The 25,452-nt window shown below is 55.0% G+C and carries 23 protein-coding genes and 6 pseudogenes; 21 read left to right on the top strand and 8 right to left on the bottom strand.

The window, feature by feature from the left end:
• Positions 1-399 precede the first annotated feature (399 nt).
• From ACZ5C7_RS02600 to ACZ5C7_RS02580, 5 genes and pseudogenes are all read left to right on the top strand, one after another.
• Positions 400-567 (top strand): hypothetical protein, encoded by a 168-nt coding sequence (locus tag ACZ5C7_RS02600; protein WP_464375058.1) that lies wholly within the window; start codon positions 400-402, stop codon positions 565-567.
• 4 nt (positions 568-571) lie between these two features.
• Complete coding sequence (locus ACZ5C7_RS02595) at positions 572-1,117, top strand: hypothetical protein (protein WP_464375057.1); 546 nt, start codon at positions 572-574, stop codon at positions 1,115-1,117.
• A gap of 47 nt (positions 1,118-1,164) precedes the next feature.
• Positions 1,165-1,368: a DUF7317 family protein gene (locus ACZ5C7_RS02590; RefSeq protein WP_464375056.1), complete on the top strand. Its 204-nt coding sequence runs from the start codon at positions 1,165-1,167 to the stop codon at positions 1,366-1,368.
• A gap of 128 nt (positions 1,369-1,496) precedes the next feature.
• Complete coding sequence (locus ACZ5C7_RS02585; RefSeq protein WP_464375055.1) at positions 1,497-1,790, top strand: PadR family transcriptional regulator; 294 nt, start codon at positions 1,497-1,499, stop codon at positions 1,788-1,790.
• 115 nt (positions 1,791-1,905) lie between these two features.
• Positions 1,906-2,066 (top strand): annotated as a pseudogene (locus ACZ5C7_RS02580) (DNA-binding protein); the annotation flags it as partial.
• A 262-nt stretch (positions 2,067-2,328) separates the two neighbouring features.
• Here the strand turns inward: ACZ5C7_RS02580 and ACZ5C7_RS02575 are convergent.
• Both ACZ5C7_RS02575 and ACZ5C7_RS02570 read right to left on the bottom strand, forming a co-directional pair.
• Positions 2,329-2,811, bottom strand: a complete 483-nt coding sequence (locus ACZ5C7_RS02575; RefSeq protein ID WP_464375054.1) for a hypothetical protein — start codon at positions 2,809-2,811, stop codon at positions 2,329-2,331.
• On the bottom strand, positions 2,808-3,461 hold the full coding sequence (locus ACZ5C7_RS02570; RefSeq protein ID WP_464375053.1) for a nucleotidyltransferase domain-containing protein: 654 nt from the start codon (positions 3,459-3,461) through the stop codon (positions 2,808-2,810). Before ACZ5C7_RS02570 ends, ACZ5C7_RS02575 begins: the two co-directional genes overlap by 4 nt.
• A gap of 501 nt (positions 3,462-3,962) precedes the next feature.
• On the opposite strand from ACZ5C7_RS02570, the gene ACZ5C7_RS02565 reads away from it, so the two are divergent.
• The 4 genes and pseudogenes from ACZ5C7_RS02565 (at position 3,963) to ACZ5C7_RS02550 (ending at position 5,736) form a co-directional block, all read left to right on the top strand.
• The gene (locus tag ACZ5C7_RS02565) at positions 3,963-4,253 is read left to right on the top strand and encodes a hypothetical protein (protein ID WP_464375052.1); all 291 of its coding nucleotides are present in this window, start codon (positions 3,963-3,965) and stop codon (positions 4,251-4,253) included.
• Positions 4,253-4,586, top strand: a pseudogene (locus ACZ5C7_RS02560) (DUF7558 family protein). The gene ACZ5C7_RS02565 and the pseudogene ACZ5C7_RS02560 overlap by 1 nt, the downstream one beginning before the upstream one ends.
• Positions 4,587-4,637: 51 nt before the next feature.
• The gene (locus tag ACZ5C7_RS02555) at positions 4,638-5,240 is read left to right on the top strand and encodes a winged helix-turn-helix domain-containing protein (protein WP_464375051.1); all 603 of its coding nucleotides are present in this window, start codon (positions 4,638-4,640) and stop codon (positions 5,238-5,240) included.
• Positions 5,237-5,736, top strand: a pseudogene (locus ACZ5C7_RS02550) (hypothetical protein). Before ACZ5C7_RS02555 ends, ACZ5C7_RS02550 begins: the two are co-directional and overlap by 4 nt.
• Here the strand turns inward: ACZ5C7_RS02550 and ACZ5C7_RS02545 are convergent.
• The gene (locus ACZ5C7_RS02545) at positions 5,714-6,106 is read right to left on the bottom strand and encodes a hypothetical protein (protein WP_464375050.1); all 393 of its coding nucleotides are present in this window, start codon (positions 6,104-6,106) and stop codon (positions 5,714-5,716) included. The pseudogene ACZ5C7_RS02550 and the gene ACZ5C7_RS02545 overlap by 23 nt on opposite strands.
• A gap of 113 nt (positions 6,107-6,219) precedes the next feature.
• Here ACZ5C7_RS02545 and ACZ5C7_RS02540 point away from each other — a divergent pair, with 113 nt between their 5' ends.
• The 3 genes from ACZ5C7_RS02540 to ACZ5C7_RS02530 all read left to right on the top strand — a co-directional run bounded on the left by ACZ5C7_RS02540 (position 6,220) and on the right by ACZ5C7_RS02530 (position 7,978).
• On the top strand, positions 6,220-7,146 hold the full coding sequence (locus tag ACZ5C7_RS02540; protein ID WP_464375049.1) for a helix-turn-helix domain-containing protein: 927 nt from the start codon (positions 6,220-6,222) through the stop codon (positions 7,144-7,146).
• The gene (locus ACZ5C7_RS02535) at positions 7,143-7,463 is read left to right on the top strand and encodes a hypothetical protein (RefSeq protein WP_464375048.1); all 321 of its coding nucleotides are present in this window, start codon (positions 7,143-7,145) and stop codon (positions 7,461-7,463) included. Before ACZ5C7_RS02540 ends, ACZ5C7_RS02535 begins: the two co-directional genes overlap by 4 nt.
• Positions 7,464-7,531: 68 nt before the next feature.
• Positions 7,532-7,978 (top strand): hypothetical protein, encoded by a 447-nt coding sequence (locus tag ACZ5C7_RS02530; RefSeq protein WP_464375047.1) that lies wholly within the window; start codon positions 7,532-7,534, stop codon positions 7,976-7,978.
• 397 nt (positions 7,979-8,375) lie between these two features.
• Here the strand turns inward: ACZ5C7_RS02530 and ACZ5C7_RS02525 are convergent, their stop codons facing one another.
• Entirely contained in the window at positions 8,376-8,585 is a 210-nt protein-coding gene (locus ACZ5C7_RS02525) for a hypothetical protein (protein WP_464375046.1), read from the bottom strand.
• A gap of 55 nt (positions 8,586-8,640) precedes the next feature.
• On the opposite strand from ACZ5C7_RS02525, the gene ACZ5C7_RS02520 reads away from it, so the two are divergent.
• From ACZ5C7_RS02520 to ACZ5C7_RS02510, 3 genes and pseudogenes are all read left to right on the top strand, one after another.
• The gene (locus ACZ5C7_RS02520; protein ID WP_464375045.1) at positions 8,641-9,318 is read left to right on the top strand and encodes a nucleotidyltransferase domain-containing protein; all 678 of its coding nucleotides are present in this window, start codon (positions 8,641-8,643) and stop codon (positions 9,316-9,318) included.
• A complete protein-coding gene (locus ACZ5C7_RS02515) occupies positions 9,308-9,562 on the top strand; it encodes a hypothetical protein (RefSeq protein WP_464375044.1) in 255 nt (84 codons plus the stop codon). The genes ACZ5C7_RS02520 and ACZ5C7_RS02515 overlap by 11 nt, the downstream gene beginning before the upstream one ends.
• 182 nt (positions 9,563-9,744) lie before the next feature.
• Positions 9,745-10,618 (top strand): annotated as a pseudogene (locus ACZ5C7_RS02510) (transposase).
• 607 nt (positions 10,619-11,225) lie between these two features.
• Here the strand turns inward: ACZ5C7_RS02510 and ACZ5C7_RS02505 are convergent.
• The 3 genes from ACZ5C7_RS02505 to ACZ5C7_RS02495 form a co-directional block, all read right to left on the bottom strand.
• Entirely contained in the window at positions 11,226-12,635 is a 1,410-nt protein-coding gene (locus ACZ5C7_RS02505) for an MATE family efflux transporter (RefSeq protein WP_464375043.1), read from the bottom strand.
• Positions 12,636-12,955: 320 nt separating this feature from the next.
• Positions 12,956-13,747, bottom strand: coding sequence for an IclR family transcriptional regulator (locus ACZ5C7_RS02500; RefSeq protein WP_464375042.1), 792 nt, complete (start codon positions 13,745-13,747; stop codon positions 12,956-12,958).
• A 192-nt stretch (positions 13,748-13,939) separates the two neighbouring features.
• Positions 13,940-15,346, bottom strand: a complete 1,407-nt coding sequence (locus tag ACZ5C7_RS02495) for an alpha/beta hydrolase (RefSeq protein ID WP_464375041.1) — start codon at positions 15,344-15,346, stop codon at positions 13,940-13,942.
• Positions 15,347-15,629: 283 nt separating this feature from the next.
• On the opposite strand from ACZ5C7_RS02495, the gene ACZ5C7_RS02490 reads away from it, so the two are divergent.
• From ACZ5C7_RS02490 to ACZ5C7_RS02470, 5 genes are all read left to right on the top strand, one after another.
• Positions 15,630-16,793, top strand: coding sequence for a CaiB/BaiF CoA transferase family protein (locus tag ACZ5C7_RS02490; RefSeq protein ID WP_464375040.1), 1,164 nt, complete (start codon positions 15,630-15,632; stop codon positions 16,791-16,793).
• 180 nt (positions 16,794-16,973) lie between these two features.
• A complete protein-coding gene (locus tag ACZ5C7_RS02485; protein ID WP_464375039.1) occupies positions 16,974-18,152 on the top strand; it encodes a CaiB/BaiF CoA transferase family protein in 1,179 nt (392 codons plus the stop codon).
• 187 nt (positions 18,153-18,339) lie between these two features.
• Positions 18,340-19,518, top strand: coding sequence for a CaiB/BaiF CoA transferase family protein (locus ACZ5C7_RS02480; RefSeq protein ID WP_464375038.1), 1,179 nt, complete (start codon positions 18,340-18,342; stop codon positions 19,516-19,518).
• A 650-nt stretch (positions 19,519-20,168) separates the two neighbouring features.
• Positions 20,169-21,176 (top strand): TAXI family TRAP transporter solute-binding subunit, encoded by a 1,008-nt coding sequence (locus ACZ5C7_RS02475; protein WP_464375037.1) that lies wholly within the window; start codon positions 20,169-20,171, stop codon positions 21,174-21,176.
• Between the two features lie 73 nt (positions 21,177-21,249).
• Complete coding sequence (locus tag ACZ5C7_RS02470; RefSeq protein ID WP_464375036.1) at positions 21,250-23,175, top strand: TRAP transporter permease; 1,926 nt, start codon at positions 21,250-21,252, stop codon at positions 23,173-23,175.
• A 246-nt stretch (positions 23,176-23,421) separates the two neighbouring features.
• On the opposite strand, the pseudogene ACZ5C7_RS02465 reads toward ACZ5C7_RS02470, so the two are convergent.
• Positions 23,422-24,306: pseudogene (locus ACZ5C7_RS02465) on the bottom strand (transposase).
• 576 nt (positions 24,307-24,882) lie between these two features.
• Here ACZ5C7_RS02465 and ACZ5C7_RS02460 point away from each other — a divergent pair.
• A pseudogene (locus tag ACZ5C7_RS02460) lies at positions 24,883-25,401 on the top strand (phage NrS-1 polymerase family protein); the annotation flags it as partial.
• Positions 25,402-25,452: the final 51 nt, after the last annotated feature.

Raw genomic sequence — 25,452 nt, 5'->3', positions numbered from 1 at the left:
CGACGTAGAGTGCTATCGAACCCACCGCGTAGTGTTTTTCACCCCAAGAGGGGTGAGGGGTTTCCGAATCGCCCCCGGAACCACACATGCATTCTGACCGACAGCACGACCGCGACCGTCGTATCGACCGAACATCATCCGATCCGGACGTAGTGGTATCGTCCCGGTCAAAACTCCATCTTCGGGTCCAGAACGGCCAGAGTGGTGACTTGATCGCCACGTTCCTTGAGAAGGTCCTCGTCGTAGAGAAGCGAGTTTTCGTTCATGAGTTTAGCAGGAGACTCGGGGATGAAATGGTGGTGGGACTACTGAGGCGACAATCGACAGTGACATGCGCTGAACCAGAGATTTTTTGTATCGCACCCACCTATCTAACAATAGCATTTGGAGTGTCTCGCCATGTCAAGTCAAAGTGAACCCAACGATGGATCGTCCCCACTTGAGCGATTCCTAAGTGGTGGTCGTATCGATCCTGACGAACTTGGGGAACCCCCGCTCGCCAACACGGAGGATTCGTTGCTCGATCGTGATCGAATCCACGTCGAGCGTGATACGGACGAGGAGTGACAGGGTGCACGGAACAGACCCAGTTCCTGATCATCGCGACTCGCTCATTTTTCCAGCCGATCATGGCAAATCGACTATCTTCTTGGGGAAAGAAGCGTTACTCGCTCGATTGACTGACCTCCGATCAGCACGACACCAGCAGGTCATTGATCGATTTTTCGAACTCAGTCGTGCTCAGGCGTTCTACTATACGAATGTCTATGTGCTTGCAGAGGTCTTTACCAGCGTTCGCTACGGTACATCGGCCCGTGAAACGGCTCAGTTGCAGGCAGATATCGAAGACTCAGCAATCCGGGTACTACACGGTAGTGATAACTGGAGCACCACCACGCTCTCGAATACGCCGAAGGAGGTCTTTTTGGCTGCAACGCAATTGTACGAGGAACGTGAGAAGATTGCGTTCAATATCACAGAAGCCACACTCGTTCTTGAAGCCACACGCGCTGGGGCCAGCTTTGTCTTCACGTATGATGGGACGATTGCTACGCTTGCGCGGAGTTTTGGACTCGAGGTCCTTCCATACTCCACGCCACTGCGCTCAACCGGATAAGCCACTACTTCTTCGAACCTATGACTACTGACCGTCACAGTCCCCATGTGGACGATACCGAGGAGTTCGCGACCACGATTGGACTCTATGCTCTCGGTGAAATATCCCTTGGAAAGGCTGCAGAGCGGGCGGATGTCACCCGCTGGGAGATGACAGAACTGCTCACTGAGGCAGGTGTCGAGGTCCGCCTTGGCCCGCAGACCATGGACGACTTCGACGCTGAAATTGAGACAGCGCTCAACATCGAATAACGACATCAATTTTGCAACTGGTTTCGATCAGTAAATCCGCCTGCTCACCGTTCCCATACTGTTCTCACTCTGTGATTTCTTTCATCAGCTCTCGGAACGTTTATAGCTCTATACTCAATAATTCCGATATGTACGATTTGACTGCCTTTCAGCGCGATGTCCTGTATACGATCGCCGGTCAAGACGAGCCCCACGGGCTGGCGATCAAGGACGAACTTGAGGACTACTACGAGACAGAGATCCATCACGGCCGACTGTATCCCAACCTCGACGAGGTCGTCGACAAGGGTCTCGTCGAGAAAGGCGAGCTCGATAAGCGGACGAATTACTATACCATCACTGCCCGTGGCCAGCGCGAACTCGAAGCGAGACGTGAGTGGGAAGACCAGTACGTCGATGAGGCGCTCTCAGAGTCAGAGTAAGCCGTCTCGATTGGCTATCTCGAGGTAGTCGATACGCTCGAATCAAACGCGTTTTCGTTGCAATTTGGTTGTGAAAGCAGCATCTGAATATTTCGAGGGGAACTATCTTTCACCCTTCACGATCTGGCAACGGTCGAATCAGACGATGGTTCGCGAAGGACAGACGGTTCGATTCCGGGCGGCAGCGAAGAGCTGGTACCAGGGACGATGCTTGCTCGCCTTGACGGGCTGGAGTTATATCGAGTTCCGGAACGTCGCCGGTGGTGGGATGAATAGTTGATGTAGTTCCCCCTTTTATGCTGTGGGCCGAACCGACCCAGATCCCACCGCCCTACTCTCCGCTCCGTGTTCGCTGCGCTGCGCGCGCAGCCACTATCGACGTCCAGGCTCACTCGGGCGGCGATGGTACTTCCGACAGACTCGAGTCGCTCGAATGGGTTTGTTGTGCGCTCCAAAGAGGCGTCACGAGGTAACTGAAATGCCAGTACAAGTCGCACTGTCGGTGACTAATGTGGTACTGGAGAAGTCCTGGCGATGGTCACTCGCAGATACAGTCCTGTGTCCGGGTGAGACGAACAATCTCGTTGTGGAGTTGGACTGCGAGCCTGTGAATCGTCTGTGCCCGATACTCACCTGCAACGCCGGTCCGGTAGTAGGATTCCGATCGGTTTTCGATCCAAAGTTCTTCGAGCCGATCGGCAATGTCGCGAGAGAAAAGACCCGCTCTGACGCCCAATTCGTACACCTCTGTATGGCGCTGGCCGGCGACATCGTACCCTTTCTGCCCGACGTAAAACTGGATTGAGCGCTCAATCGCCACGAAGGAACTCTCAATGATAACCGTGTAGTGGCCGTTTCGACCGAGCAGGAAGCCAGCGGCGTCGAGGAGCCGGCACGCCTTCCGCAGTTGAAGGATGTCCGAATCAGAGACGTACTCAAGTCCGACTTCCGGGTTCTCGGGTCTTCGCTGAAATGCGTCTTCGGCGTCCGCCAGCGCTGCTTCGAGTTCCTTCGAGGTCATTCCGTCACCTCGAAAATGTCGTGTCTCACTCGCCGAAGCGTCTCGCTCTCGAGGAGGGGAATGCCCTCCTGAAATATCGGTTGGAGATCCGCTCCCCGCTTGCGAGCGCTCTCGGGAGACTCGACAAAGATCTCGAACTCATATCGATCGCCGCCGATCGATTCTTCTTCGAGATCCCGAACGATGTCTGAGACGGTTCGCCGCACAGAGACCACCTCCTTGTCGTCGACGAGAACGAAGACGTCAATATCGCTCGCACGGTCAGCCTCACCGCGTGCGACACTCCCAAAACAGAGAATCCCAGCGACCGACGGTAGTTGATCGTCGATCCGCTTGCGGAATCGCTTCAACGGTTCCCGAAACTCCGCTTGCGGGATTTCGAGGAACGGATCGTCGGCGTTGTGTAGCCGCTGTTCGTCGATCTTGTAGAGGGTCCGATTACCCGCGTCCCGCCTGATTATCAACTCCATCGCCTCGAGCAACGAAAGTGCCTTTGACACGCTCGGACCGCCGTACCCGGTCAGTCGTTGTAGGTCTCGATTCGAGAACTCTTCGGACGGGTTGCGAGCGAGTATCTCGAGGGAATCGTCCATCGCCGCGTACCGGAAGACTTGCTCGTCCGGAAGGGGTAATCGTACTTCGACGTTCATCTGTTATATCCTATGTAACGAGTTACTTCACATATAACGATTTCTCCGATTATCTGATAATAGGCCATTCATCCGATCAAACAGCGTTCAATACGTCCCAATTCAATCTATAATCCACATCACTCTTCTGTGCCAATCAATATTGCCAATAGAATATCAACAGACCCAATCAATCGAGTGTTCGCTCCGTCACACCAGCCGCCACCATACGAAAGCGCTCCAGTCAACTGCTCCGCTGGGTGTTTATTGGTTCCTTTCGTGTGGGAGGCGATTCAAGAATCGCGGTCTGATCCCCACTCGAGGAACCCATGATAACGAGAGACATCTAGTTCTTGGCAGCGTGACCGACTTTAGCTAACATTTTGAGGGTTGATCCAGATTGTTGGTTAATAATTCCAGAGCCGCTGTCCCACTCTACCAAGTCACCTGCTATCGAGGGGAGAGTCTGTCAGCGCCATGAGGCATGAGGCGCGCACGAAAGCGTACCCGAACTGATTCTTCATGACTGGTCCAGATGCACTCGACGATACAGCGAACGATTACAGACGACTCGAAACCGAACTGGTTGCACAAGACCGAGATGCGACTCGTATCTCGACAGCAGACGTTGACGAAACGACCGCCCGACGCCTCGTTGGCGATCTCCTCGAAGACGATGTGGTCATCCCGATCGCTGAACAGCGAATGCTCGTTCACGATCCAAGTGGCGAGGCGTTTGATTCGATCATGCAGTTAGCAGTCTTCCACCGGGGCTGGACAGCCGGCCGCGACGCCGATGAGGAGGACGAGTGATGCAACAGATGCTCTCTGGCTGTGTCTTCTGCGATGTACCGCCCGGTCGGAGCTTGGCGAAGCTCATACTTGGGGGACGGACGAACGGGTCACTCACCCAATTTGCGTCGATTGTGCGATCCAGACACAGCCAGATCCCGGCGAGCGCAACCACCACGCCGGTGACGGGTGCAGACTCGCCGTCGACACACTCGCAGCACTCACGCGGTTTCGAGTGGAACTCGTCACTTGGAAGGACCACTGCAACTGTGTGCGCGATGTAGTCCCAGTAGACCAGCTCCGTACTGGAGTTGCGACCTCGAGGAGCATCTCGTCGCGTCGCCGAAGGAGTGACCCCAAACACTCTTTACTGTTTCGCTGTAAACTGTAATCAAGACTAAAGCCATGTCACGTACGTCAAACCGAGCCAACGGCGACGTCATCCGCGACTTCCTCTCGGTCGCAGACCTTCTCGAGGAGCCGAAGCTCGCTCAGCTGTATGCGTATATCGATCAAGAGGAGAAAGCGACCGTCCAAGAGATGATGGACGCCCTCGACCTCGCGCAGGGGACAGCATACACCTACGTCAACCGGCTGGTTGACGCTGGCGTCCTCGAGGCGACGACTGACGAGCAACCACGGATGTATGTCGCGAGCGATATCGACCTGACCGTCACAGCTGCCGATGGGACCCGAGAATACACGATCACGCCAGCGCTCATCGATGCCGTCGGGCGCCGCACGACCAACGATGACATCGATACATACATCGATCGGCACGGAATCGCGGGCCTCGCGACAGCACTGAACTACACCGTGGATCGAGAGCGTGGGGAGGTCACCCACCAGCTGATGGCCCATGATCTCGATATCTCCCCGCTCGCGGCCGAGATCATCCTCCAGGCGCTTCGACCCATTGTCCACGAGCACTTCGACATCGAGGAGGCAGGCGCGTCGGTCGCGGATATCGAGGGTGTCGATCGAGACGTTGCCGGCGACGACACGTGAGCGCCATTCACATCGCGGATACTGGCCTGTTCGCAGCGATGGGGCAACTTCGAACCGCCGATATCGCGTGGTCAGAGCGTTCGCTCGCCGGAACGATATCACATTCGTCCTCCCCGAACGCGTCTACGATGAACTGACCGTCAACGATCCCGATGTAGAAGATCCGCCGATCGACACGGCAATCGACGAGGGGTGGGCGCGAGTCGCAGAGCCGTTGCAGTATACGAACGCGCTAGTATCACGGACGATGGACGGTATCCAGCGGTACATCGCGAACGCGGATGATCGCCCTGCCGACGAGATCGAACGTGCGGATCCAGCGCTCGCCGGGGTCGCCGCCCAGGCGTTCGTAGAGGGGAGGGCAGACCATGCGTACATCTATACGACCGATATTCTTGCCGGTAAAGGGGCTGAGAGCGTGTTCGCTAGTGAAGGGTACGGTGATTCAGTCACGTACGTGAACGGCTTCCGCTTCATTGAGGATCTCTTGAAGTAGGGATCAATGCATAAGCATGGTGTTCCACCTTTCGACGCACAGCGAGTGCGAGCAGCCCCTTCTCGTACGCATCGTCGGGTCCGTCATGAATCCCGGTGCGCTGGCGAATCAAAATATCGCTTGCATGGGATCTCACCTTCTCCGTACCGTCCTCGATATCAAACTCAACCTGGTCGATAACCGTCTCCGTTCGCTCACCGAGTCGTTCGTACGCGTCGTCGAGTTCCTGTTCGAATGAGTGGGCAGTCGTGTCCTCTCGTACGATTTCTTCGACCTCTTCGAGCAGATGCCCGAGGAAGCCTCGAGTCTGAAGGTCGAGATCAGCTTGCAGAAGTAAGCGCCCGGTTGTCTGGTTCGACGAACCCGTCATCAATCTGTCGTCGATATAGCATTCGAAATTTTGAGTCACATAGATAAGAATGAATATATTTCATCTCATAATCACCTAAGGTCTTAAATAGGATTGGGCGATTATGAGATAATATGATCGAAGAGAAAGAGTTACGAGTTCTTTCAGCTGTAGAGTCCCCAAAGACTAGACAGGAATTAGCTAGCGAGTTAGAGTACCAAGAAGCAACAGTATCCGAGGCGCTTGGGGGCTTGGAACGGCTCGATCTGATCAGCAGAGAACGGATAGGAACTCGTTCCGTCGCCAAACCAAGCGACGCACGATGTGTTGAAGTATTTCAGTCGCTTACGAAGTCGAATCCGCACGTCGATTTCGCCGATTTGCTTACGCCCTCACTGCTAAACGTGTTGTACTATCTTAGCAGCGATAAACAGTGGGCAGCAACCGAGCTTACAGATCGAACCGGGCGGAGTCGGGCAACGATCTATCGGAATCTTCGGACGCTAACGAATCGGGCAATGGCGACGAAGGATCATAGTCAATACAGACTCAGAGCAGAGTTCAACGAACTCCACGTCTTCGCTTACGAGCTCCAGCATCACATTCATCGCGTCAAGATCAGACGCGACGTAGGAGGCGGAACAATCGTCTGGGAATCCCACACGGAGTTTCTCATCCGAACCGAAACCGATGTCGAGAGCCCGAATTACCATCGAACGGGCCTCGATGCGTTTGCCGAGCACGGATTACAGTTCTTCACGAAATCCGAGCAGTACTATTTCTATTCGACAGAACAGGATTCGCTTGGTCCGGAAGACCTTGTCTGCCATCTACTTCTCATAGAAAACGACTCACGACACCGGAAGTACGCGCTGTTGCTCGTCGCCGAAACGGGATTGTCAAAGGAAGAACTCCAGCACTCTGCGAATCACTATGGTATCGAAGACGTTGTACTTCCGCTCGTGGAGTTCCTGTGGACCAAAGGGGAGATCACTTCGGAAAATACGCCGCAATGGGAAGAGTTTGAGAAGCTGGTCTCCGAGTACGAGGTTAACCTATGAGTCGCGAACCGACCTTCAGATCGTCCGCAATTCGACAGCAATTCAGTGAACTTGCAAGCCTCATCGATGACGAGCTGACGGTGTACCTGATTGGTGGGGGTGCACTGACATTGGCGGAAATCAAGAACGCGACGAAAGACATCGGTCTCATCGTTAGGAGGGAGTCCGAACTTCGCCAATTATGGCACGTTCTTCGCTCCGCGGGCTACGAGCCACAAGAGGATCTCGTCGAGGAATATGACGAACTCGAGACAGGTTTATTCTCGAAAAGGACCGCAAACGGTTCGACGTATTCCACGAACAGGTTGCAGGCGTGATCTCCCTCAGTGATCCGATGGTCTCTCGGAGTCGCCATCTATTCGATGAAGGCGGGCTTTCGGTTCGAATGGTCTCGCTACACGATATTTTCCTGTTCAAAGCGGTCGCCAACCGGGAAGACGACGTCGATGATATGATTCGCATCGCCCAAGGCGGAATTGACGACGAAACGATCGTCGAAGAGATTATGACGCAACTCGAGATGCTTGGCAACGATGATTTCATCAGTTCGATAAAGCATAAACTGGACCGGCTAGAAGACCAGGGGTTCGTCTTCGATATTCACAGGGAAGTGCAAACGCTCTACGATCGGTTCCAGAATGGAAGTGAAGTCCGAAGCGCTATTATTTCGCTTCGGGAGTTCGAGTACGACGACGATCTCTACACCGGCGTCCCCGAATCGGCTGTTGAGCGCCGAGTAGGTGCAGAGACGACCTCGTCTGGGATCGAGTGGTTAGAACTGATTGAAGATATTGAGCGGGCTTCGGATGGGTCGCTTGTGGTAATCAATTGAGTCGCTACAGCCGGGTTGACTATCAACAGTAGCGGAACCGTCACATCGGGAGACAATTGATGCTTTGAGTGATGAACTCGAGAGTTGTGGCTACTGGGGATCGGCGATGCCTCTTTCGAGTATAAACGAGATGTTCCAGCACGGAGATCCGGTTCGGGTCGCTCGTGATGGCAAGCGAGTTCCCTCTGTCGAACTAAAACCAACGGATCTTAATCACGCATCGTTTCAAAATCAGCGGAGAGCAGTTATTGGACTAGATGACGGTGAGCAAATCCATCTCCCAATAGTAGTCCCTGAGGTGCAGATTGCCTACAAGCTCGATATGGGAGGGAACGTGGATTCCGAGGACGCATACTATTTGTTCAAGATCTGTAAAGACGAATTGAATAGCGAACTTTTAGTTTTCTGGCATCGTCACACAGAGTTCACCGTCAACCTCATAAAAGTAGCCTCGCTCGAGCAGCCGGGTGAGCGCATGGTCCCCATCCTCGGGTTCAAGTGCCAGTTCAATCGTCTTCAGGAGAATGTCGAGTGCGTGCCCTCGAGGTGTACCAGCAACACTGTGGTACCGATCGAGTACCAGCCGAACCGGACGTATCAGCATCATTGGGAGGAGACCTCATTGCCGGCATTTATTTATGAATTGGGGAGAATATCTATCCATGGGCAGTAAAAGTATCCAACAGGGCGCATCACTCGAGCTGTCAGTCCCTGTCTCTTCTACGGACCTCTTCAGTCACACCTGTACTGGGGAGATTCTCACATTGCTTGTCGACAATTCCTATACAGCGTTCGGGATTCGAGATTTGAGCCGAGCAACGGATCATCCGCATCGAAGCATTTCGGCGGCTGTTGATGACCTCGAGGCTGTTGGCTTCGTCGAGATCGAGCATAGTGGGCGGAAGAAGCTCGTTCAGATTAATCGTACCCGACTCAGCAAGCCTGACGATCCGATCATTCAGATTCCACAAACGGAGTTTCACGCCCCAATTCGAGAGCTCGTCTCGAGATTGACTGACAACGTCGACGGGATTTGCGGAATCGTCCTCTTTGGCAGTGTCGCTCGAGGGGATGCTGATCGGCGAAGCGATATCGATTGTTTCGTCCTTGTTGACAGCGCGCAGGCGACAGCCCAGCAAACCGCCGACGAACTCACATCGGAGTTGAATGAGCAACCGTTCGATGGTGACCGGTACAAATTCCACGTCCTTGTCGAATCCGTTGAGAGTGCGCGCCGATACGGGGATCGGCTGCGCGAAATCTTCGCCACTGGACTAACGCTTGACCAATCCGACGCTCTCACCCAACTCAAAGAGGAGGTGCTGACGAATGGACGATAGCTACGTCGACGAAGCACTCACCGACGCTGAGGTGGCCTTTCAGCAGACCTGGGGACAAACTGGTGAATCCGATCTGGATGTCTCTAACACTGCTCTCGTCCAGCTTCGGAAGGCCTGTCGACTTCTCGAAGCAGCACGAACGCTCCGCGAACAGAACGGATACTATGCGGTAGTAATTGAAGCGTCATTTGTGGCTGCCGAGCGTAGTATTCAGTTCTATCTGATGCATCGTGAAGTTCTTTAACGGAGATCTCGTCGAGATGGTCCATTACAAGCAGGAACAACCTATGGGTCAAATGTCTAACGTCTACTATCATGGAGAAACTCTTCCCCCGGAGCTCCACTCCACGTCTTTCGTCACAACATCACTATCCATTGTCATAGTAAACATTAGAACTATTCACTCACAAAGCGCTGTGGAAAACAGTGGACTCCCACGACGAAATCTCAGTCGAAGAGTTGCAAGATGCTCTTGATAATGTAGACGGAAAGAAGCCGACACAACGTCTCTTAGCAGCAATTAAGTACAAAACGATGTCACGTAGACTGAACTACCGAGTGGTACGACGTGCAGCGATAGCCAATCGATAGCTGGCTCACGCGACTCAATACTGACGAGTCGCTTGAACAGGCTATTACTGATGCTCATCGATCTGGGAAATGATGAATACCTTCAGAAAGAAAACAAGAGGAATTCAAAGCTATCCACGAATCTCCTGCGGAAGTTGGCCTTGATGCATCAGCGCTCGTCCAACAGTGTCTCGGCGAGGCCGACGATGTTGAGTACTCACTCCCGAGTTGCCGGCGGGTGCTCAAAGAAGCGGGATTGTGTTATCAAAAACCATGCCCTATAGCCGTCGGATCTGATTCTGAGGAGCAAAAAACCCGTCCAGGTCGAGTCGCGTGCCGCGTGGTTTCCGTGCTGTCCGTAGCCGTCTGTCGAATTATCCGGCCAACGTGATTGGACGTGTCTGTCGGGCACATCACCGGAACGGTGATCGCTTTTTCTCTCGATTTGAAGAGTACGTGACTGCCAATCAGGCAAAACATCATAATTATATTATGAAAGGAATTTAATGATGATTTTCTTGTTGTGCTCGATGGGACACCGTATTTTCAGGCGTTGGCCGTCACGGGCCGCTAGGTCCGTGACGACCTTGCATTCGTCACGTTCCCGGCGTACTCATCAGAGCTAAATCCGGTCGGAGAACGTTGGAGACAACTCCAAGCCGCTTTCAGTAACCGCTTCTTTGAGTCACTTGAGGATCTCACAACGCCGATCGATACAGATCTCGACTAACTCTCTGTACCATGATTGGGTTATCATTTCTAATCAATATTCTGGCGATGATTAAGTGGTCAGCGCAACGTTTTGAATAATCGTCGTCGAGACTGGACTCGACGGGATCAGGAGACGCAGTTTGCAGACCTGAGACATTCACAGGTTACGCTAATCACTCCGACTCGATCTCCGAGGAAACAGTGCGACACCGTCTAAAAAACGACCTGAAGCCACACCGCTCTAAATAGTGGCTCATTCCACGAAAGAGAACACTGAGTTCGTCTATCGAACGGAAACGATTCTCTCACTCTACCAAGAACCGTGTGATAAGAACCCTCCAGTTATCAGTTTCGACGAATCCAGTAAGGAACTTCGAAAGCACACCTGCGCCCCGCTCCCGGTAAACCCGGAAGGATCACCACTACGAACGCACGGGGACACGAATGCTTCACGTAGCGACCGAACCGCTGACTGGGTGGTTTCATTTTGCGGTGATCTCACTCTCGCTGGGCGAACACACGCAAGGTGCTTGCCAAGTTCGCGTACGACGAGGAAGAGATCGATCGGTTGCTCAACGAGGGCGTTGTCTAGGCTGAATAAGGAACGCCGAGAGACCTAATTACAGTCAGTCCTCTTTGTCCGCGTTTGTGTCGGTGACGCTGCCGCGTTCGATCATGAGTGTCCGCGCGCGGTCCATCCACCGTCGCCGATAGAAGACGGTACCGACGAGGCACGTCCGCCAAACGTAATCCGCGACTATCGCCACGTAGACGGCGGTGACACCGTACTCGAGCCGGACGCCGCCGACATAGGCGATGCCGAGCAGGAAGACGCCAGTCCCGGTCAGGCGGGCGAGAAACGGGGTGACGGTATCGCTGCCGCCGCGGAGCGCTCCCGAGGTAACGACGGTGGCCGCGATAAGGAACGCGGTAATGGCGTAAATCTGGGTAAACTGGACGGCATGGTCGACAGTTTCGGGATCGGTGGAGAAGATTTGAACGAACTGTTCGGCGCCTACGTAGAGCCCGATCCCGGCGACACCGATGGTTCCGATTGCCAGCAGCGTCGTCGCGACGCCGTCGGCGTACGCCTGGCGCGGATTTCCCCGCCCGAGCGCCTGCCCGACAAGGATGTTCGCTGCGACGCTGTACCCTCGCGACAGCGGAGATGCAATCTGGTGGTACATCCGGCGGCCGATGTGGTAGGCCGCATTCACTTCCGTGCCGAAGATGAGCAGGATAGCGTTGAACGGGAACTCCGCGACGATTTCTGAGCAGCCCTCGGCGATCCGCGGGACGCTGATAACGACGAGTTGTTTCGTCAGGACCAGCTGTGTCGGGACGACAAGCGTGAAGGAACTTCGCGGGCGGTAGATCACGCCGAGGAACAGCGACGCGGCGACAACATCGGCGAGCGCACTCGCGACGGCGACGCCGACCATCGACAGTTCCGGGAGCGGCCCGAGACCGAACGCCAACGCCACCGATCCTACGATGTTCAGGACGTTCGCGAACGCGTTGACGAGCATCGCGGTGTACGTGTCGCCCGTTCCTTGTATGGCTCGTGCACCGACGAGAGTGAGGATCGACGCCGGCGCAGCGATCATGACGACCGTCAGATAGGCCGCACCAATCTGGACCACGTCCGCCTCCGCGCCCATGATGGCAATCGCCTCGGCGCTGAACGCGAGTCCGAACACAGAAAGCGGGAGCCCAAGGGCGCCGCCGAGGAGTAACGCCTGGGCTACCGCTTCGTCGCGATTGGCCGTCGCTTCGCTCCCCGTGTCCTGGCTCGAGAGTGTGATCGCACCGTCACCGATCCCAAGACCGATTTGAAGTGAAATCCGCGCGTAGAGATCGGCAAGTCCAACGGCGGCGATAGCTGCCGGAGATAAGAGGCCAGCGATGACGATGTCGGTTGTCCGCATCAGCGTCCGGAGCACCTGTTCGGCCATCACCGGTGAGGCGAGAACAAATCCCCGTTGCCACCGCTGTCGGAGCTGGCGGAGACGAACTTGAATTTTGGTCACTACCACACGCTCGAAGAGAAGCCAATTGATTATTTTGGTTTTCCTTCACAGATTTGACGTTGACTTTTCTTCTATTCAAGAATCACTCAGAGAACAACGAACAGTTGGCAGCATAGAAGGTCGTGGTGAATCGCCATACGACGTCTGGTTGTAGTGTCTCACTATCTTTCTGAGTGCAGCCAACTGATCCGTCATCGCCAGATTTCTTGTGATTACAGTCACGATTGCCCCAGCATGAGGCCGCAAGCGACATGATCTCCTCCGGCAAGTCGTCTAGTGATTCACCAGATCCAAGAAGTCACTAATTATTATGGCTCTGGCGTCTATCATAATTCTTCATCACCAGTCTGGAGATTAATCTCGATCATGTTTGCGGCCTGTACTAACCCTTCCGGATACGTTTGCTCGAACACATCGTCTTTGAGTCGACTTGCAGGTCCGGTGAGGCTCACTGCCCCTACTACGCCGTTATCTACATCTAGGACAGGTGCTCCAATCGCGCGGATTCCGTTCATCTCTTCTTCCCTATTCAACGCGAAACCTTGTTCTCGGATGATCTCCAGTTCGCTCCGTAACTTGTCTGGATCCGTAATCGTGTTCGGCGTGAATTGAACAAGACCCTGATTCTCGAGGATTGTTTCAAGCCGCGACTTAGGCAAATGGGCGAGGATCGCTTTTCCGCCGGCGGTACAATGGAGATGCTTCGTCGCCTCGGCCCGTTTTTGGATATGAAAGGACCGACCGATTGCGTTCTCACCGAACCGCTCGTGAAGGACGAACAGTTTGCCGTCGTGCTCGAGTAGCAGGTTCGCGATTTCGTCGGTTTCGTGGGCGAGCGTATCGGTCACTCCTTTCCCGGCCTGCAACATGCCGCTGTTGTTTCGGATGTGAGCACCGTATAACAGGAAGTCGGGGCCGAGCCGATAGGTGGTTCCGTCTTGTTGGACCATGTTCTGCTGCTTGAGCGTCGTCAAGTGATTATGTACACCGCCAGGGGTGAGCCCGACACGCTCGGACAGCTCCGTGACCGTCAGGCCGTCGGTCATCCGGAGTTCGTCGAGGATTGTACAGGTGTGTTCGACGGCTTTTATCGTTTTTGGAGGGGTGGTGTCGCCCATGCGTGAGAGATGAGTTGCAGCCACCATATATTTTCTCCTGGTAAATCCGACCTTCGGCAGTTGGGATGCAATTTTGTTTCGTTAGTTCGGCCTCGTCGGTTGTTCATGAGTGCGATCGTAGTGCTCAAGCCTGCACGAACAGTAAATGATTCGTGGCCTCACGACCGTCCTTTCTCCTCACGGGTGGGTTCGTTATCGAGACGTAATGGAAATATCAACCGTCTTTGGGCCGCTAACGGCACTTTCCTTGGGTACGTTTCCACTCGGCTTGGCCGGCGGGCCCGCTCTCACGGTGAACGACAATCGTCCTCCAACATCGGCCGTAACGACACCCGGACTGACACTCGATGCGTGCCCGTCGGCGGTGACGGCAAAGCGATTCTGGGGTTCGTAGACCCCAGGTGTGACGAATTCGATCTTCCCGCTTCCGGTAACGGTAAACCCATCAGCAGTCACGTTCTCGAGGTCGAGAAATTCGGGAGTCTCTTGGGTGAGCGCTGGACGATTGACTTGCCAACCCCACACGTCGAAGCTGGGCTCGATGGACCGGTAGTTAAAGCCCGACGGATCGACGGGGTCGCGCCGGAATACCTCCAAAAAGTCGTCCTGCAAGCGTTCGATATCTTGGTGTGCCCATTCGTAACTGTGACCGCGATCGTGGTTTACGTAGAAGTCGTGCTCGACGTTCGCCGCCGCGAGCCTTTCGACGAGCTCCGTGCCGAATTCGTACGCCGTTGGTTCGACGGGTCCACTGTTGCCAACGGCGACGTGGACTCGAGTGTTCTGGAGGTTTTCCGTAATATACTGTGCGTTGTGGCCTTTCCAGCGCGTCTCTTGTTCGCGTGGGTCTCCCCACGCCCCGAGTCGCCCGTCCATGCCCGGCCCCCAATCACCGGACTCGACCACCTCTTTCGAGTAGTCTATGAGATACGGTGACCCGGAGAGAGCGTACGCACCGGCGTACAGGTCCGGGTGACGGGCCCCCAACGTCAACGAACCCGCCCCCCCCATCGAGAACCCAGCTGCGATTCGGCTTTGCCGGTTAGACCGTACCCTGAACTCGTTCTCAATGAAGGGAATGAGTTGATGGACGTGGTACGTCTCCCACTTCGGTGCTCCGAACGCTCCGTCGTTGTACCAGTCGGAGTGCCACCCGTCCGTTCCGTCCGGCATTGCGACCATGATATCGGCTTCGAAGTAATTTTGTAGCGGTCCGGGACCGCTGTCATCTGTCGTCCACGAGGCAGCTGTACCCGGCCCTCCGTGGAACAAGTACACCGTCGGATACGTTCGTTCCGACTCGTGATAGTCGGACGGAACGAATACTCTCATGTTCGTCTGCTCAAACGGAGGATCAACTAACGGGTTATCGAACGTGTACTCCACCAGACGGTCGCTGAGCCACTCTTCGTCGACTACCTCTAGCGGTGGGGCCTCCGCGCCCGCGGTTCCGCCCTGAGAGTCGGTCGAAGTCGGTCCGCTACGCGCGGACACAGAACCAACGAGACCGAACCCAGCAACGCTACCCGCAACTGCCATGAACCGTCGCCGATCTGTGCGGTAGTCTTCACTCGTCGCATTTGGGGTTTGTTCACCCATAACACAACTCTATTAGCACGACTATTAAATATTATGGACACTAACAGGGAACGGTTTTTCTGTGTTTACGTCGCCCAACCGTCCGGCCGCTTGTCTGTACCGGGCTCGCTGAGGCCCGATAGTAGACGAGACGGACGACGACCGGTCCTTCATCCGGTTTCAATGCTCGAGTTTCGACAGCCGTCCCATCGCGTCTCGGTCGGACGCAACGCAGCGGTGTTCGGCACCCGGCGAGCGGTGCGCGACCAGTAAGGCTAACTTGATCGAACGCACTGCCGTAAGTATGGGATCGAAGCCACTAGACGATATCACGCTTGTAGACGCATCTCAGGGAGTTGCTGGACCGACCGCGGGTGTCATTTTCGCCGACCTCGGTGCCGACGTTATCTCCGTCGAGCCGCCGGGCGGCAAGACCGCCCGTCACTATCGCAACGGGATCACGCTTCCGAACATCGCGCGCAACAAGCGCTCAGTCGTCCTCGATCTGAAAACGCCCGAGGGCGTCGCCGCGCTCCACCACCTCGTCGAGGACGCAGACGCGTTTATTCACAACAACCGACCGGGGAAGATGAACGACCTTTGTTGTGACTACGAGACCCTCGCCGAGATCAACCCGGAACTCGTCTACTGCTCCGTCACCGGCTACGGCGAGGACGGACCCTACAGCGATCGTCCGGCGGTCGACCCGCTCGCGCAGGCGACGTCCGGCATGATGTGGTCGACCGGCGAACCGGACCGCAAGCCGGCCCGTATTAGCGTGTCAGTCGCCGACTTCTCGACCGGTATCTACGCCGGGTTCGCGATGCTCGCGGCCATCCGTCACGCGAGCGCGACCGGGCAGGGCCAGAAGATCGAGACATCGCTATTCGACACGGCGGCCGGATTCATGGGCCACTGGTACACCCTCTACGACAAGACCGGCGAGCAGCCACACCGACAGGGTGATTCGTGGGACACGTACGCGCCCGCCGGCATCTTCGAGACGGCGACGAAGCCGATCTACCTCGCGACGCCGTTTCAGTTCCTCTGGGAGCGCGTTGGGGAAGCGGTCGACCGACCCGACTGGCTCGAGAATCCGCTGTTCGAGTCGAACGACAAACGACTCGAGAATAGCGACGCGCTCACCGAGGAACTCGAGGCGGAGTTCGCCGACTACGAGCGCGACGAACTCCTCGATCGTCTCGTCGAAGCGGGCGTTCCCGCGTCGGAGCTCAAGACGGTCGCGGAGGCCGCTCACGACGAGCACCTGCACGAGCGCGGGACGCTCCAGTACGTCGAAGACGTTGACGGCTCGGACGTAATCGCCACCACCTGTCCCGCTCGGTTCTCCGAGACGCCGGCGGAAGTGGAACACGGCCCACACGAAGTCGGCGCCGACACGCGCGAGGTGCTCGCCGAGTACGGCTACGAGGAAGCGAAAATCGAAGGTCTCCTCGAGACGCAGTAGCGTGCGCCCGGTTTTAGCTGAATTGCGACGCTACGTTACCGATCTCCGATTTCCGTTTCGCTGCTCCGTCGGCCGGGCCAGCTAACTGCTATTCGTTCGTTTGTTCCGTGTGATTGATTATCGTATGATAGTTGGCGTCTTATCCAAAACGTTTTGTCATCCGGCATGCTCTCGTCGACTATGCGAGGGAAGCCCTTAGCGGACATTACCGTTCTCGATCTCACACAGGCCGTCGCTGGCCCGTGTGCAAGCGTGTTACTCGCCGACTTCGGTGCGAACGTCATCTCTATCGAACCGCCGGGTGGCGGCTCCGAACGGAAGTACGGCGGCGGATCGACGATGCCGAACTTCGGTCGGAACAAGCGTTCGATCGTCGTCGACCTCAAAACTGACGACGGAACCGACGTACTCCACCGACTGGTCGAGGACGCGGACGTCCTCATTCACAACAACCGACCGGGGAAGATGACCGATCTCGGCTGTGATTACGAAACGCTTTCAGCCGTCAATCCGCAGCTCGTCTACTGTTCCGTCACCGGCTACGGCGAGGACGGTCCGTACCGCGACCGTCCCGGGTTCGATCCCCTCGCGCAAGCGATGTCGGGCCTGATGTGGACGACCGGCGAACCCGATCGCAAACCGTCGCGCATCGGCGCGTCGACGATCGACATCGGGACCGGTATCTACGCGGCGTTCGCGATCTGGCCCGCACTCCGTCACGCCAGGGCGACCGGCGAGGGACAGAAGATCGAAGCCTCCCTGTTCGACACCGCGGCCGCGTTCATGGGCCACTGGTACACCCTCTACGACAAGACGGGCGAACAGCCACAGCGCCAAGGACACTCCTGGGAGCTCTACGCGCCGTCGGGCGTCTTCGAGACGGGAACCGATCCGATCTACCTCTCGACGCCGTTCCAGCATCTCTGGGAGCGAGTGGCGGAGGCCGTCGATCGGCCGGAGTGGATCGACGATCCCCGATTCGAAACCGGGGACGACCGAGCCGAGAATCGAGCCGAACTCGCCGCGGAACTCGAGTCCGAATTCGCCGACTACGAGCGAGACGAACTCCTCGATCTGCTCATCGAGGCGGGCGTTCCCGCGTCGGAACTCAAAACGGTCGCGGAAGCAGCGCGCGACGAGCACCTCCACGAACGGGGAACGTTACAGGAGGTCGAAGACGTCGACGGTTCCGAGGTCACGGCCACGGCGACGCCCGTTTCCCTCTCGGAGACGCCCGGCCGCATCGAGAGCGGGCCACCGTCGCTCGGCGAACACTCTCGAGACGTCCTGGCGGAGTTCGGATTCGACGACGACGCGATCGAACGACTGGTCGGCGACGAGATCGTCCACGACGGCTGATTCGGCGGAACGCGCAACGCGGTCTCGCGGACCGATCGGTACCGTCCTCTCCTTGCGGCACTCGGGGCACTCGAGAACGGACGCCAAGGTCGCCCCCGATTCACGCTCCGAGCGAAGCGCAGCCAGTCGCAACGACAACAGATACCAGTTCCCAAACCGTTTTATCTGATGGCAGACGATATCGTGTATGGCTGAGACACCGCTTACAGCGACGACCGTACTGGACCTATCCCAAGGGGTAGCTGGACCGACTGCTGCGACCCTTCTCGCGGATTTCGGTGCAGATGTGATTTCTGTCGAACCACCGGGTGGCGCGACGGAACGTCGGCTCGCCGAAGGATCCGCGTTTCCGAACGTCAGCCGCAACAAGCGGTCGATCGTCGTCGACCTCAAATCTGACGAGGGAACGGCCGTGCTCCACCGACTGGTCGAAGACGCCGATGCGCTCATCCACAACAATCGACCGGGGAAGATGGCCGACCTCGGCTGTGACTACGAAACACTCGCCGAGATCAACCCGCAGCTCGTCTACTGTTCCGTCACCGGCTACGGTGAGGACGGCCCGTACCGCGACCGCCCGGGTATCGACCCTCTTGCACAAGCGATTTCCGGCATGATGTGGACGACCGGCGAACCCGATCGTAAACCATCACGTATCGGTGCGCCAACGATCGATTCGGGGACGGGAACGTACGCCGCCTTTTCGATGGTGCTGGCGCTTTGGCACGCTCGCGAGACGGGTACCGGACAGAAGGTCGAGACCAGCCTCTTCGATACCGCGGCGACGTATCTGGGGAACTGGTATACACAGTACAGTATGACCGGCGAAGTACCACAGCGTCAGGGTCACGCGTGGGATAGCTATGCGCCGTCTGGCGCCTTCGAAACCGGAACGGATCCGATCTATCTTGCGACGCCGTTTCAGGGTCTATGGGAACGATTTGCACACGCGATCGATCGGGACGATTGGATCGACGACCCTCGATTCGAAACGAACGACAAGCGTCTCGAGAATCGAGAGGAACTCACAGAAGTACTCGAGAACGAATTCCGCTCGTTTGATAGGGAGGAACTGATAGCACAATTAGTTGCGGCCGGTGTTCCGGCGGCTGAACTCCAAACGGTCGAACAGGCGGCACACGATGAACATCTTCACGAACGTGGAACGCTCCGGCGAGTTGACGACGTCGACGGATCCGAGGTAATCGCGACCGGACCGCCGGTTAAATTCTCCGAAACACCGGGAGAAGTCGAAAACGTTGCACCCGAACTCGGTGAACACACGTCGGAAGTACTTGCCGAGTTCGGTTTCGAGAAGTCGATGGTCGAGCGATTACTTGATGACGAGGTCGTGAACTCGTCGTAATCGAAGAGACGGAGCGAATATCTTTTGCTGCTGGTGAACGTTGTTGGCTATCGATAACCACACGAGGCGTTCTTGTTGAGGGAACAGTTGATGGCACCTACGCGATTTTGTGACCATGAAGGTGCGTTTAGCCCCTCATTGCGGTGCAATTGAAACTGCTCGAGTAGGACGTGACGTGTTATTCAACTCTCTCGTGCAGCCGCGATTAATAATTTACCAGCAGTAAACCGATCGGTTTGACATGATGGTGCTGAAAAACCCGATATCGAGTGGTTCACATATAATAGAAATCGGTCGGCGCTGCTCGAGTATTTCACGACCAGGAATTTACACACATACTGTTGTAATTTTCACAGTCAATAAAAATGGGGAAATCAAAACTACCGCATTTACTCACAGTAAATCCCGTGTGCTTTCCGGATTCAGCACGAGGAACAGATGGTTAGAGCAGTAATCAAATCGCTCGAGCCGTGGATTTTTCAGCGGACTTGAATTGTAATGTAGTGTGATGAGTGCACGTATTACTTGAGGGCGTCCAACTGATCGCACACGATGACTTTGCGTGTACCGGACGCGAACTCGCCGAAGTCCATAAAATAGAAAATTATATATGTGTACTCTATTCATGGTAAGGTATCGCAAGATCAATCATGACTAACACTACGAAGAGCCGACGACAGTATTTGGTCAGTGCTGCGGCAGTCGGAACGGCTGCAATTGCGGGATGTATGGGCGGCGATAACGGAGAAAGCTGGGTAATGGGAACCAGCGAACAGGGGACGACGAGCTTCTCGATCGGCCAAGCGCTACAGAGTGTGCTCCGGGACCACAGCGACCAGATCGAAGTTTCCGCACAAGCTTCTGATGGACAGGTTGCCAACGCCCGGCAGCTCGGCGATACGTATGACATCGCAATATTATCAAACAACATTCATTTTGATGCCGTCGAGGAACGCGGACCGTTCGCAGATGAGGCGCCGGACAACTCCGCTTATCTTGGATTCTCTACGACGTCGTCTGAGTGTTTTATGCTCACGAGAGCTGACAGCGATATCGAAACGTATGACGATCTCGTCGACGAGACAATAACGACGTTCGGATCAGGCTCTGCCCTCTACCAATTAACAGCGACAATCTTCGAAGAACTTGGCATCTATGACGAATACGACTATCGAGATATCCCCCTTGGCGACTTCGGCTCCGCACTCGATGAGGGACGAGTAGACGCCTGTGGTGCTTACACCACGCTGTTGGGCGCGAATCTCTCCGGTGGAATGCAAGATCTCGAAAGCCGTGTCGATGTCGAAGCACTAACGATGAGTGACGATCAGCAAGCAGCCGTCGAGGACCTTCCGTCGCCGGAAGTTCAGATGATCTCTCCGGAGCCCTTCGACGATATAGACGAAGTGCTCGCGTGGACTGACGTCGCAAACATCGTGTTCGCAGACCACGTTTCCGAGGATCTGGCCGAGCACGTCGTCGAAGTTTGGTTCGACAACTGGGCCGAAGTTCAGGAAGCGTACGGCTCCATCCTTGACAACGAGGGCGATAATCTCCACAGCGGATTCCTCGACGAACTTCCCGTTCATCCAGGTGCTGCAAACGTGTTCGAAGACCGTGGCACCGAAACGGACGAGTGGAACGTTGGCTCCCTTTGAGCGGTTATCGGATAGAAACGTTCTTGAATAAGGGGGGTAATGAGTACCAATACGCATAATGTTTACTCGTCTCATGGAGTCTCCTAACAGGATCGCACGGCAAGTAGACGCCACGTCGGTCGTCTACGCGCTCGCAATTCTGTTTTGGGGGTTCGTCACCTGGCACACCTTGCAATGGCAAATTTCCCAGGCGATGTTTGGTGTCATCGTTCTTGGCTTCGCGCTCACGGTCTACTGTCTGGAAACAATCGCTGAGGCGGCCGAAGACGGACAGCATCGGCGCCTCGTACTGCTCACGCTATCGCTCATAATCGGTGTCGTGACGACCGCATACATCATCTGGAATTTCCAGGAACTGCAGTCGGTCAGGGTCGGCTACTCCACGACACTCGATTACATCGTCGCAACCGCATTTATCGCATCAATCATCTATCTGACCTACGATGCGTACGGACTCGGATTCGCGTCGATGATCGTTGCAGTCATCGTCTACAGCCAGTTCGGTACCCTGTTTCCGTCGTGGTTCTCTCACGCCGGCCTGAGTTACGAACGCGGGCTCGAAGTCGGAATGCTCGGTATCCAGGGCGTTTACGGAGACCTCACACAAGTAATGGGGACGATGGTCGCACCGTTCCTGTTGTTCGCTGGGCTCATCCGATTGTTCGGCGGTTTCGGACTAATTATTCGCCTTTCGTTCTGGGTGTCGAAGTACATCGAATCGGGCATCGCACAGATGGCAGTCATCAGCAGCATGCTAATTGGCTCGATCAACGGAAGCGCCCTCGCCAATACATCGATCACGGGCTCGTTCACGATACCAGTGCTAAAGAGCACCGGCATCAAGAAACAGCAAGCAGCAGCGATCGAATCGGTGGCCTCGACGGGCGGCCAAATCCTGCCGCCAGTAATGGGTGTTGCGGCATTTCTCATGGCGGACATTCTCGCTCGCCCCTTGGTCGATATCTTCGTCGCTGCGACCGTCCCCGCGCTAATCTTCTATATGACAATTGCCATTTCTGTCTACCAGATCGATCAAAAAAATGATGTTAGCGTCTCGACTGACAGAGAAACCTTGATTGAACGAGTTCCGGAGCTTGGGGAGTGGATTGATGCTGACCGCGAGTCGCGATCGGTTCTATACACCGTGCTCGAGATTGCCCAGTTCGTACTCCCGTTAGTGGTGTTATTCTATTACCTTGCATACGTTCAGACCACGGTCATGCGAGCGGGGATGTACGCCTCGGGCGTGATGGTCCTTACCGGCTGTGCGTTCACCGTGATTGACAACCATTATTCGGACGGCACGTCGGTACGAGCGTCGGGACGCGACGCAGTTGAGAAACTATCGGGCGGAATGTACGACGGACTGCATACGCTCGCTCCACTGACGATCGTCGTCGCAGCCATCGGACTGTTGGTCGATACCCTGTTCACTACCGGACTGCCAGCGACGTTGTCGTTCGCGCTCATTGACCTCTCCGGTGGCATTCTGGCAATCTTGTTGGTGTTGACGATGATTCTCTGCATCATCCTGGGAATGGGAATGCCGACTAGTGCGTCGTACCTCGTCGTCGCGCTGTTGGTCGCACCGAACCTCATCTCGTTTGGTATTCCCGAACTTTCTGCGCACTTCTTCGTCCTTTACTTTGCTATTCTTGCGGCGATTACACCACCGATTGCCCCGGCGATCGTCATCGCGAGCGGGATCGCGGAATCAAACTTTTGGCGGAGTTGTTTGGAAGCAATCAAGATCTCGGCACCCGTGTTCGCACTCCCGTTCGCATTCGTCTACAACCCTGCGTTAGTCACTGATAGCCCATCTCTAGACACTCTGTGGGCGACGATATTCGTCGTTATCGGTGTCTTCGTCCTCTCGTACGGATTGAATTCGACACGCCCGCTCCCAGTGCTTACACGAGTCAATAACCGGGTAGCTCTCGCCGGTTCACAGGCCGTCTTCTCTATTGTCGGGATATTGATTATTGCGGTTCCGAAGTGAGCAATCGATTTGTTGTACGATGTAGTGGTTCACGCAATTCACCTGAAACTGCGGCTCCTACTACTGGGGAGAAATCACCAGACGTGTGAATTGTGGCCCTGGGATGTCCAACAACGCTTTTTCGTGACTTAAATACTGTCGTGTGAGAGATATACTTTTCATGAATTTAGTTTCTATCATACTATGGCCTCCATTCAATGTTCAAAGTCAAATAATCATTTGCGCATTAGAAATAATAACTCATCCTTAGGATTTAGAGTTGGCCGAGGGCATATCGATCACTATTGTAAGTTCAACAAGTGACTCGAAGAACAGTTGCTGAAAGCCATTTATATTTGCCTCCAGCACTGCTAAACAGAATTTGGTCTCGGAGAGTACGCCGGTACTGTGACGAAGCCAAGGTCGTCACGTACTCGCAATCTGTGACGGCCGATGCATGAAAGTACGGCGCTTAATCTATCACGACGACCAAGTCCTCTTCGAATTCTTTGCATGATAGATAAATGAAATTTTGTGTGTGCAGCAGTCACGTACTCTTCGAACCCGAGAGAAAAAGCGATCACTGAAGAAGGTGATCGCGCCAAACAGACACGTCCAGTCGCGTTGTCCAGGGAGTTCGACGGCCGACCGCGTGCCGCACAGAAGCCATGCGGCAGACGGTTCAACTTGCACGGATTTCTTGCCTTGATCGATACAGACTGCTGCAACGTCCATTCTCGCGACTTTTCTAAGTTTGTCACGGAACGTCTCTTGCTCATCAATGCCAGATTCGGCGGTGTACAGCGTGGTTTTGATAACACAATTCCGTTCTTTGAGCACCCATCGACAACTTGAGATTGAACATTCCACATTGTTGGTTTCGTCAAGATCTTGGTGGACGAACGCCGTCGCGTCAAGCTCGATGTCTTCAGGATATCCGTGGAAGATTTCTTCTCACTTTTTGGGGGCTTTAGCCTTCTTTCAGATTGGTGAGTGTCAGTAACGGCTTGCTCATACGATTTATCAGTGTTAAGTCTCTATAGATTGTTCGTTGCTCAACGTCGTACACTCGACTAGTGCAGTCTGTGTCGTGCCGTTTTCATACTTTGCAGCCACTAAAAGCCGTTGTGTCGGCTTCTTTTCTTCTACAATATTGAGGACCTTTTGAACCCTTTGTCGAGCTCATTTATTATATTTAGCAACAATTTCTGAGCAGTGTCTTCTAATGGCGACTATAGCTTGCTGAACTGTCGAATAATCCTCCTCGAGGTTGCGATCAAAATATTCCCAAAGCAACTTCCCAATCTGTTTGGGTTGGCACTGGAAGTAAGCGCTGTCCTCGTAATTCATTTAGATTACTTGTATTAATTATCTACACAAATCCTTAGTGGAAACTATTATGTGAATGAGGTAATAAGTCTTTACTATTTAACATTCGAATGAAAAAGAATGGTGGAAAATAGCCTCAATGCAACTGGTTTGATCATGTCTGTCGACGTGTTCTTTCTGAGATGGACGACCAGCATCAGTCGGTTCGGACTCATTCGCAAGGCAATGACCGAGCGAATGGTCCATCACGATAGCACCCATCAGGTTTTGTCGCACTTGCCGATCAACTCCTTCGTGACCGTGAGTCCGACATAGATACCCTGATTGAATTGACATCCGTCATCGAGGACTTCGAATTATTGCTTGCAACTTGCAACTCAGATACCCAATAACATGAGTGCGCTGTGCTATCTGTTGGCGTTCTGGACCGGTGGCGACCACACTCGAGTGGATCGGCTCTTTCGCCAATCAGGACTGCTCCGGGAGAAGTGGGATGATGCCCACTACGCCGACGGGTCGACGTATGGGGAGAAGACTATCGAACGGGCGATTGCGAACACCTCCGACTTCTACGATCCAGACACTCGAGATGACTCGAGTGAACTGAGTTCCAAAAGGAGCGAGTCGTCGGCCGCTAGTAGCCGTGACGAACCGGAACGAAATCATGCGTATCTGCTCGAGAAGAATCGGCTATTGACCGACCGCGTCGACGATCTCGAGGTAACACTCGAGGAGAAAGATGACCGTATTGTGAGCCTTGAGGCGACCAATGAAAGGCTTCGAGACCAACTCAGTGACTGTCAGGAGGCACTCGAGCGTCGTGACCAGGCTTCGGATCCCGGGGTGGATGAGACGAGTACTGATCAAGACGACTCGATCTGGATCCGTGCACGGCAGTTCGTCGGAGACAACAACTGAGTCTTGTAGAGGTGTCATAGAACGATCTACATAGGGTTCTTTTCGCCCCAT

It is taken from the genome of Halostagnicola alkaliphila, assembly GCF_055379965.1.
The sequence above is the reverse complement of the archived record's forward strand: the minus strand, read 5'-3'. Positions and strand labels throughout refer to the sequence as shown.

What these genes read in the sequence shown, in the direction of transcription:
- ACZ5C7_RS02600 (WP_464375058.1), top strand. Translation starts at nt 400, where the DNA reads ATGTCAAGTCAAAGTGAACCCAACGATGGATCGTCCCCACTTGAGCGA.
- ACZ5C7_RS02585 (WP_464375055.1), top strand. Translation starts at nt 1,497, where the DNA reads ATGTACGATTTGACTGCCTTTCAGCGCGATGTCCTGTATACGATCGCC.
- ACZ5C7_RS02575 (WP_464375054.1), bottom strand. Translation starts at nt 2,811, where the DNA reads ATGACCTCGAAGGAACTCGAAGCAGCGCTGGCGGACGCCGAAGACGCA.
- ACZ5C7_RS02570 (WP_464375053.1), bottom strand. Translation starts at nt 3,461, where the DNA reads ATGAACGTCGAAGTACGATTACCCCTTCCGGACGAGCAAGTCTTCCGG.
- ACZ5C7_RS02565 (WP_464375052.1), top strand. Translation starts at nt 3,963, where the DNA reads ATGACTGGTCCAGATGCACTCGACGATACAGCGAACGATTACAGACGA.
- ACZ5C7_RS02555 (WP_464375051.1), top strand. Translation starts at nt 4,638, where the DNA reads ATGTCACGTACGTCAAACCGAGCCAACGGCGACGTCATCCGCGACTTC.
- ACZ5C7_RS02545 (WP_464375050.1), bottom strand. Translation starts at nt 6,106, where the DNA reads ATGACGGGTTCGTCGAACCAGACAACCGGGCGCTTACTTCTGCAAGCT.
- ACZ5C7_RS02540 (WP_464375049.1), top strand. Translation starts at nt 6,220, where the DNA reads ATGATCGAAGAGAAAGAGTTACGAGTTCTTTCAGCTGTAGAGTCCCCA.
- ACZ5C7_RS02535 (WP_464375048.1), top strand. Translation starts at nt 7,143, where the DNA reads ATGAGTCGCGAACCGACCTTCAGATCGTCCGCAATTCGACAGCAATTC.
- ACZ5C7_RS02530 (WP_464375047.1), top strand. Translation starts at nt 7,532, where the DNA reads ATGGTCTCGCTACACGATATTTTCCTGTTCAAAGCGGTCGCCAACCGG.
- ACZ5C7_RS02525 (WP_464375046.1), bottom strand. Translation starts at nt 8,585, where the DNA reads ATGATGCTGATACGTCCGGTTCGGCTGGTACTCGATCGGTACCACAGT.
- ACZ5C7_RS02520 (WP_464375045.1), top strand. Translation starts at nt 8,641, where the DNA reads ATGGGCAGTAAAAGTATCCAACAGGGCGCATCACTCGAGCTGTCAGTC.
- ACZ5C7_RS02515 (WP_464375044.1), top strand. Translation starts at nt 9,308, where the DNA reads ATGGACGATAGCTACGTCGACGAAGCACTCACCGACGCTGAGGTGGCC.
- ACZ5C7_RS02500 (WP_464375042.1), bottom strand. Translation starts at nt 13,747, where the DNA reads ATGGGCGACACCACCCCTCCAAAAACGATAAAAGCCGTCGAACACACC.
- ACZ5C7_RS02495 (WP_464375041.1), bottom strand. Translation starts at nt 15,346, where the DNA reads ATGGGTGAACAAACCCCAAATGCGACGAGTGAAGACTACCGCACAGAT.
- ACZ5C7_RS02490 (WP_464375040.1), top strand. Translation starts at nt 15,630, where the DNA reads ATGGGATCGAAGCCACTAGACGATATCACGCTTGTAGACGCATCTCAG.
- ACZ5C7_RS02485 (WP_464375039.1), top strand. Translation starts at nt 16,974, where the DNA reads ATGCGAGGGAAGCCCTTAGCGGACATTACCGTTCTCGATCTCACACAG.
- ACZ5C7_RS02480 (WP_464375038.1), top strand. Translation starts at nt 18,340, where the DNA reads ATGGCTGAGACACCGCTTACAGCGACGACCGTACTGGACCTATCCCAA.
- ACZ5C7_RS02475 (WP_464375037.1), top strand. Translation starts at nt 20,169, where the DNA reads ATGACTAACACTACGAAGAGCCGACGACAGTATTTGGTCAGTGCTGCG.
- ACZ5C7_RS02470 (WP_464375036.1), top strand. Translation starts at nt 21,250, where the DNA reads ATGGAGTCTCCTAACAGGATCGCACGGCAAGTAGACGCCACGTCGGTC.